The 7,562-nt window shown below is 57.7% G+C and carries 7 protein-coding genes and 2 pseudogenes; 6 read left to right on the top strand and 3 right to left on the bottom strand.

Going from position 1 to position 7,562, the window contains the following annotated elements; translation table 11 throughout:
* Positions 1-228, top strand: a pseudogene (locus tag A3A5_RS0109740) (IS5/IS1182 family transposase); the annotation flags it as partial.
* A gap of 39 nt (positions 229-267) precedes the next feature.
* Here A3A5_RS0109740 and A3A5_RS40220 read toward each other — a convergent pair.
* Both A3A5_RS40220 and A3A5_RS38075 read right to left on the bottom strand, forming a co-directional pair.
* Positions 268-1,311: a type II toxin-antitoxin system HipA family toxin gene (locus A3A5_RS40220; RefSeq protein ID WP_018310399.1), complete on the bottom strand. Its 1,044-nt coding sequence runs from the start codon at positions 1,309-1,311 to the stop codon at positions 268-270.
* Positions 1,308-1,886 (bottom strand): helix-turn-helix transcriptional regulator, encoded by a 579-nt coding sequence (locus tag A3A5_RS38075; protein WP_018310398.1) that lies wholly within the window; start codon positions 1,884-1,886, stop codon positions 1,308-1,310. The genes A3A5_RS40220 and A3A5_RS38075 overlap by 4 nt, the downstream gene beginning before the upstream one ends.
* Positions 1,887-2,104: 218 nt before the next feature.
* Between A3A5_RS38075 and A3A5_RS45610 the strand changes: the two genes are divergently transcribed.
* Complete coding sequence (locus A3A5_RS45610; protein WP_369797766.1) at positions 2,105-2,833, top strand: transposase; 729 nt, start codon at positions 2,105-2,107, stop codon at positions 2,831-2,833.
* A gap of 558 nt (positions 2,834-3,391) precedes the next feature.
* Here the strand turns inward: A3A5_RS45610 and A3A5_RS0109725 are convergent.
* Positions 3,392-3,967, bottom strand: coding sequence for a hypothetical protein (locus A3A5_RS0109725; RefSeq protein WP_018310397.1), 576 nt, complete (start codon positions 3,965-3,967; stop codon positions 3,392-3,394).
* Positions 3,968-4,108: 141 nt separating this feature from the next.
* Between A3A5_RS0109725 and A3A5_RS38070 the strand changes: the two genes are divergently transcribed.
* From A3A5_RS38070 to A3A5_RS43125, 4 genes and pseudogenes are all read left to right on the top strand, one after another.
* Positions 4,109-5,122: a PIN domain-containing protein gene (locus tag A3A5_RS38070; RefSeq protein WP_232431304.1), complete on the top strand. Its 1,014-nt coding sequence runs from the start codon at positions 4,109-4,111 to the stop codon at positions 5,120-5,122.
* 15 nt (positions 5,123-5,137) lie between these two features.
* The gene (locus tag A3A5_RS0109715) at positions 5,138-5,695 is read left to right on the top strand and encodes a hypothetical protein (RefSeq protein WP_157637168.1); all 558 of its coding nucleotides are present in this window, start codon (positions 5,138-5,140) and stop codon (positions 5,693-5,695) included.
* 340 nt (positions 5,696-6,035) lie between these two features.
* Complete coding sequence (locus A3A5_RS0109710) at positions 6,036-7,319, top strand: hypothetical protein (RefSeq protein ID WP_018310395.1); 1,284 nt, start codon at positions 6,036-6,038, stop codon at positions 7,317-7,319.
* A gap of 70 nt (positions 7,320-7,389) precedes the next feature.
* A pseudogene (locus tag A3A5_RS43125) lies at positions 7,390-7,562 on the top strand (IS5/IS1182 family transposase); the annotation flags it as partial.

Raw genomic sequence — 7,562 nt, 5'->3', positions numbered from 1 at the left:
GAGGCCATCGATGTCATCGAGAAGAGCAGTCGACGCGATTGGAAAGCCGCCAGCGGCTATCACCGGCGCTCGCTGGCCGAGACCCTGATGTACCGCCTCAAGACGCTGACGGGACACAGTCTGTGGGCACGCGAAATCGGGTCGCAGGCCACCGAAGTGGCTATCCGTGCGGGCGTGCTCAACCGCATGGTCGCGCTCGCTCGCCCGCAATCCGTCCGTATCGCCTGAGTTCAGCATCACCGAGGAGCCCCTGTTTTCAATCTCGATTTATGCAACAACGCCCTCCAGCTCAAGCTGATCCAGCCATTTTTCCGTACCCTTCGGGTCGGTCTTTTGCATCGCCAGCGCGGGCACCTCTTGCGGAGACCATACCTGGGTGGTGAGTACGTCGTACACGGGGGAGAGCCGCGGGCGCATGACATCGTCATAGACCAAACCAAAGTTTTTTAGATGTGCATCGCCGTTGCGTAGTGCGTCGTTCATCATGACAAGTTTCAGCATGGCCACGAGATCTGTCGCCTGGTCGTCTGGATGTACGAAGAAGCGGATCATCTCAAACAGGTGTTCAATCGATCCGTTATATTTCCCACTACGAAACAAGCCCGACAGCGCACATGCATCTTCGAATCCGCGACGTGATCCGTCAGGGGCGATATCAAATCGGCTCATCGTCAGTGACGTGCGATCCGGGCTTAATTCAATCGCAGGAACGTCTAGTCCCGCTGCCGAGCATGCTTTCAAGCATGCATACTCAACCAAACTCGCACCAACATAATGGGGCGAGTCGAATTTAACGATGGAGCCGTGCGCGGCGACAGTCCCGGGGCGAGTCTTTTCCGTCTGGAATGTCGACATCTTGGGCATGACGCCAGACACGCCAAACATCTCCGGAGATGTCTTCAGAATTTCGATCAGCCGCTGTGCCGCACCCTCAGTTCTGGCGGCATCCAGAATGTTTTGTTGAAGTGTGGCGTCTGGGTCCAGCGGGCCGCCGAAGGTAGTGCGGCCGATAGTGTGACGACCGACAAGACGGAGCAGCGACATATCGTTATCAACGTCGATATGCTTGGCGAAGCGGGTTCTAATGGCTTCCAGCAAGATGCCTTCGGGCAGGGATATCTGAAAGGGTGGGGGCACCCCGTTGTAACCAAGATACTCTTCTGCTGGCGCGCTCGGCGGCATCAGTAACGAGACTGTCATTTGATCCGGGACATCCGGAAGGTAACGGAAATCAATCAGGCCTGTCTCGATGTCTTCACTGAGCAAGCCGACAGGATAGTCCGAAACGAAGACCTCGAGTTCGCTACTCATTGAGATACTTTGTGCAAGAGATTCGTCTGGAGCATTGCCTGGCGCTCCCGCTCCGCTCGCATCATTTCCCTGAGCGTGGGGCGACGCCTTACGTTGCTTTCCGGGTAGGAAACTGGGGCGGTAAAGGACGCCGATCCCACGCGCTGCCGGCTGGGTAATTTCGTCTGGAGCATTGCCTGGCGCTCCCGCTCCGCTCGCATCATTTCCCTGAGCGTGGGGCGACGCCTTACGTTGCTTTCCGGGTAGGAAACTGGGGCGGTAAAGGACGCCGATCCCACGCGCTGCCGGCTGGGTAATTTCGTCTGGAGCATTGCCTGGCGCTCCCGCTCCGCTCGCATCATTTCCCTGAGCATGGGGCGACGTGGTGGCGTGACGATCGCCGGGTCTGGTTGAGGGTTAAGGTTCACGCCGACCGCAGCCGCCATCAGGAGCAGATTCAACGTCGAGACGCTTTGGCCGCTCTCGATTGCAATGACGGTTGCCCGAGACACGCCCACTTTCTGGGCGATGTCGGATTGCTTGCTACCTTGTCGCTCGCGCGCGGAGCGCAAGGCTTCCCCGATTTTGCGGCGCATTGCGTCCGCTTTATCATGTAGCTCTCGTCGATGGTCCATTTGCCCCCCTTAACCGGGTTGGATTCAGCAAACATGCTGTCAACAATAATTGACATTATAGTCCATGTCCACTTTTTTTGACTTCCGGAACTGAGTTCGCAATTCGAGGCAGGGGCGGCCTAGTGTTGACACCGGCAGACGTCGGGCATCCTTTGCGGTAAGCCTCCGGCCAGTACCGTCTGGACGTTGGGGCATCGATAAGCACAATAGGTACCCACCTATCATTTAGTGGGGACCTATGTCGCAGTCAGCTAAGGATCAGGAAGGCGGTTACCGTCGAGAACCAAGGCGCCGCTTCGGCCGAGTACAAATGCCAGATGGTGCAGACGCTGCTGTCGTCGACGATGTCGTTAGCGCGCTTTGCACGCGAGCACGACCTGAACCACAACCAACTGGCCAGATGGCGCCGCGAGTACGAGCAAGGCACGTATGGCGCGGTAGCGCAGGTGGGCGCCGAGTTTGTTCCCGTATGTGTCGAGCCGGTGGACCGTCGCCCATCACCGGTTGTCTCTTCTGCTGGAGCGACGGCGACTGTCGAACTCCATCTGCCGAAGGGCCGGATCGCGCCTAGCCGTCCCATCGACCGAGGCATCCCTGGCCCGGACTTGCTTGCCAACGTACTGGTCTCAAAGTTCTGCGATCATCAGCCCCTGTATCGCCGGCGCGTTCGCTGGGAACGTGAGGGGATCGACCTTCCCGAATCGACGCTGGGTGACTGGGTCGGCGGCTGCTCGGCATTGCTCAGCCCGCTGGTGGCGGCTGTGGAGCGCTACGTGATGAGTGGCAACAAGGTGCACGGCACTCTCTCATGGAGTGCTTCTCGTCGGCGCTGGACACGGAAAAGCCATGATGGAGAAGGCGCGGGAGCAACTAGGCGTCGGTGCACCAGGAGTCTCGTGGAAATTTGAAAGTTCTCCGGATTTGGGAGTATGAGGATTTGTCCGCTATTGGCCCCGGACCCGTACGTCGACTGGGCCAGACAAAGGTGATCGCAGATCGCTCCGCTGCGGACGCCCCAAGCTGGACCGTGCTGAGCGCACCCGGCCCAATGCTGCAGATGAGGCGCCAGAAAAAATGAAAGGATGTGTCTACCGAACCGATCCGGGCATCCGCAGTCTCGCGCCCATTGGCGCGGTGACCTGCACTTTGGCTGCCGGTGCAGCGGTGACAGACATACCGACCGCTTCCGCCGCCCAAGTCCGCTGTCGGGAGCGGACGGCGGCGATGGCTTGGTCGAGGGGCCCCCATCGTCAAAGACGGTGTGGGCCGGGCCGTTGCAGCTCGTCGGGCTCATACCCGAAGGTCGTAGGTCCAAATCCTACCCCCGCAACCAAAGCCTAGTAAGGCTTTCCGCGATTTAGCCCACTTTCAGGAATAGCTTTTGTTTCTTCCGATTTGGGCGCTATGTGGGCGCTGGCCGTGCAAATCGGTGACCGGCGAAAACGCGCCGGTGCCGAAGTGCAGCGTCAGAGGCTTGGCTCGGTCTTCGGGTCAGCCGCGAGGTCGGAGTCTTGACGCGCGGCCTCCAGCATCTTCCGCCCTATCGCAATCTGGTCGGACTCGGCCAGCGTGGCGATGCCGGGAAATGCGAGCTTGGCGCTGTCGAGTTTCGATTGCGCCACCGGGTCATCCTTGCTGACCTTCTCGGGGAACACCGCGATAAACCACAACTGAAAGACCTGCGCCTCGACAGGTCCGCCCTGTCGAAGCCGAATGTAGTCCTCCACCGCGAGAAACAGGATGGCGGAAACGTTGGCCTCGAGCAGTTCGATCGAGCTATCGGGGCTCGGGTCGTGAGCTGCGTGCTTGAAGAAGTTGCGGCACGGCTCATTGACGTAGTGCTTCAGCGTGTGCCCGGCTGGCAGATTCTCGCGAGCCTGCTTGGAAAAACTGTCGATGCCCGCGCAGGCGCAAAGGACGTCGATCACTTCCCACGCGTTCGACGCGAGCGAGTAAACCGAGACCGGGTCGCCACCATCGAAGAAGAGGCGAATGGCGGTAATGAGTTGCCGTCGGGCGGCATCGATCTTTGTCACGCGCATTTTCGTAGGCGGTATTGAGGCGGGCAAGCCGGTTTATACCACGTCATCTTCACCGTCCTCTGCGCGCCCGTATATCTTCTGCGTTCCCGTAGAATCTCCGTTTTCCCGTGAAAGAAGAAAGCATGGCGATCCGGCTTCTGGTTGATACGTGCGTCTGGCTCGACCTCGCGAAGGACTATCGCGAGCAGCCCAATCATCAGTGCGCTCGAAGACCTGGTTCAGAACGGCGAGATCGAACTGATCGTGCCGCAGCAGGTGCTCGACGAATTCGACCGGAACAAGGCTCGCATCATTGAGGAGGCCCGACGCGGTCTCCAGTCGCACTTCCGGCTGGTCAGGCAGGCCGTGAATCAGTTTGGTGAAGACGGACGCAAAGGCGAATTGCTGGCGGGCCTCAACGAGGTCGACCACCAGATCGGCGTTGACGGTGATGCGGTAGGCGGTTCGATCGAGCGTATCGACAGACTTCTGCGCCGTGCGCCCGCACTCGCGACCAGCGACGCGGTCAAGCAGCGCGTCACCGAGCGCGCGCTCGCAAAGCAGGCTCCGTATCACCGTGCAAAGAACAGCGTGGGAGACGCCATCCTCGTCGAGATGTACGTCGATGTGGTCGCGGGCGCGGGCGAGGCCACACCGTGTGCGTTCATTACACACAACACGAAAGACTTCAGCGATGCGAACGGCGACTTTCGGAAGGCGCACGCTGACCTCCGGCACCTGTTCGATGCGCCGAAGTCATCCTACTGGATCTCGATGGTTGAGTTCCTGAAGGATCACAGCCCCGACCTGCTCGGTGAGCACGACTTCGAGTTCAACTACTCGCAGGAAGCGCGGCGGCTTCCAGAGATCCTCGAGGCCCAGCATCTGCTGTTGCAGCAGGTCTGGTACAACCGGCACTGGAATCTTCGCCACGAGATCGAGACAGGCAAGGTCAAAGTCGTGCCGGAGGGAAATTACAGCAGGAGCCCATACCGCCAAGACCAGATACTCGACAACATCTGGGCTGGCGCACTCGCCTCGGCAAAGAGGACCGAAGACGAGGTCGGCATCGAGAACCTCGGTCCGTGGGATGACTTCGAGTGGGGAATGATCAACGGCAAGCTGTCCGCGCTGCGTTGGATCCTCGGTGACGAGTGGGACATGCTTGATACTTGAAAAAGGGGGGTGACCATGCAGCAACCACATCCAGTTGAAATGCATATCCAGATCGTCTGGTCATCCGTCCGGCTTGTTCTGCTCCAACGGGTGCTTTACGAATTGATACCCGATACGCGTGTGGACCTCTGGCGAGTGATGCGAGGCGCGTCGCTCGACTATGGCCTGATCGAGTGGTGCAAGATCTTCGGTAATCGATCAGATGACACTCATTGGACCAAGCTCGTACCCAACGATCGGCATGATGTTTTCCGCGATGGCCTCCTCGCGGCGGTTGGCAAGAGTTCCAGGGAGTGGGAGGAGTATCACTCAGCGATGAAGGACTATCGCGATCAACTGGCTGCACATCACGACCTCGATGCCAAGCCGACACACTATCCGTCCTTCGATGCGGCACTCGAAGCGGCGTATTACTACTATGCCACCTTCCTCTATCCAGAGTGGTCATCGAAAAACCCCGCGACCCCATACCCGCCTGATATGAAAGCCTATGCGGCGGAGTACCGCGAGCAGTTGCTCAAGGTAGCCAAAGCCGCTGCGCAGGCGACTAGGGAGTTCGAACCGGGCCATTAGTTCGCAGGCAGAGCGCGGCAAGCTGCACGTCGATGCGCCGGTATCGCGCAGTGCCGTCCCTGACCTTACGCACGATGCGCGAAAATCTTCTCGGTGCGCACCTGGCTTCGGGCCGCCGTCGACCCACAGCAGTCCTTCGACTCGACGAGAGTGTTACGGCAGATTCCTAAGTAGAGCAGCCATTCGGGTCGAGTCTCGGCACACAAGTGCCCCGACGGTCGGCTACTGCCCGGCGAGTCGCTGCGGCCCGCACTAAAACGGTCATTTTCGTTGCTCCGTTTCGGCATCTGATAAGCTTTGGCCTAGCCAAAAATCACCACTGTATTTCCATACAGTAATCATGGACCTGTTTGACCAGGATGGCGAACGTATTCGCTCTCCTTGGTCGATCGTGTTTTCAAGATTGGAAGTAGCTGTGAACGCGAAACTCGATTTCGACGCTACGAAGCTTTCCGAAGCCCTGAAGTACCAGATCCACGTAGCGATCAACTATTGCCACACACTCGAAAAGCATGACGTTCTCTGGATAGAGGTGTTCGGTGACGTGACCGTCGAAGGGCGTGATCAGGTCGAGGTCAAGGATTACAGCGATAGTTTGACCGACGGCCACGAAAATTTTTGGAACACGCTTAATAATTGGCTGAAGCCAGATTTTTACCATCAGCAATACGCGAATCTAGTCCTTTTGACGACTCAGGAATTTGGCGAGCGCGCATCCCTGAAAGACTGGGAACGGCTGGATCCTGGCGAGCGTCTGGCTGCGCTGGAGACCATTCACGAAGCTGCCGAGGCCCGGTTTGAAAAGGCAAAGCAGTCCAAGGATGATGATGACAAACGTGAGCCAAACGATGAGGGAGTCGTCGACGGGGGACATGAGCGCAAAAGCGCCGCCCCATCGAAGGTACTAAAGCTTCAGCGTAAGGTGTTGGCAATAGATACTCGAGAGTCATTGCTGGAAGCCTTGCCAAAGATCAAGATCGTCACGGAACAGCCCGATTTGCTGGGGCTGATTTCTGCATACAAGACGCACTACCTCAAGGGTATCCAGCCACACCGGATGGACTCCTTTCTGGATGACCTCTTTGGCTTTATGACCAGCGCACTCAAAATCACCGGAGGCTGGAGATTTACCGCCGCTGAGTTTGACAAGAAATTCGCGGAACTGACCGCCCGATACCTGATCGGTACGTTAAAATTTCCACGTCTGAACAGTGATGACGTGGAAATGGAAGCTGCAGAAATGAATGTTCATGATCGCCTTTTTGCCATGAAACTGGATGAAATTGGCGGTGAAGAGTTCATTCTTCAAGCAACTGCTGACCTACTCCATGCACAACAATACATAGCTGAGTTAGTCAAGGATTGCACCACATCCCAAACGGACATAGAAGACTACAAAAGAAACCAGTTGCGGATGCATCGATCCAGCCGGTCGAGTGTCATGGGCAAATGCGATTCTACGTTGACCCATGCCCAGCTACAGACGGCATCCCGAGCCTTCTATGACGAACGTTGCGGCGAATCTGCAGACCGCTTCAGCACTTACGATTTCACCCCCATTGAATTCCGCAATGGCATTTACCATATGCTAGCCGACGAGGAGCCTAGGGAAAGGCTGATTTAATCGACGAGAGTGTCGACGTTGAGCAGCTGTGAAGCGTTGATAGACTAAGGACGACCAGCGAGCTACGCCGATGCAACAAATCAGTTTTGCTAGTGCCGAGTATCTGGGAAAGAAGCGCGTTACGCGGCGCGAGAAATTTCTGGGTGAGATGGAGCAGGTGGTGCCCTGGGCTCGATTGCTGGAGGCACTGGAGCCGTACTACCCCAAGGGCAAACGAGGGCGCCCGCCCATTGGCCTGGAACG

It is taken from the genome of Cupriavidus sp. UYPR2.512 (assembly GCF_000379565.1).
Taxonomy (GTDB): domain Bacteria; phylum Pseudomonadota; class Gammaproteobacteria; order Burkholderiales; family Burkholderiaceae; genus Cupriavidus.
The sequence above is the reverse complement of the archived record's forward strand: the minus strand, read 5'-3'. Positions and strand labels throughout refer to the sequence as shown.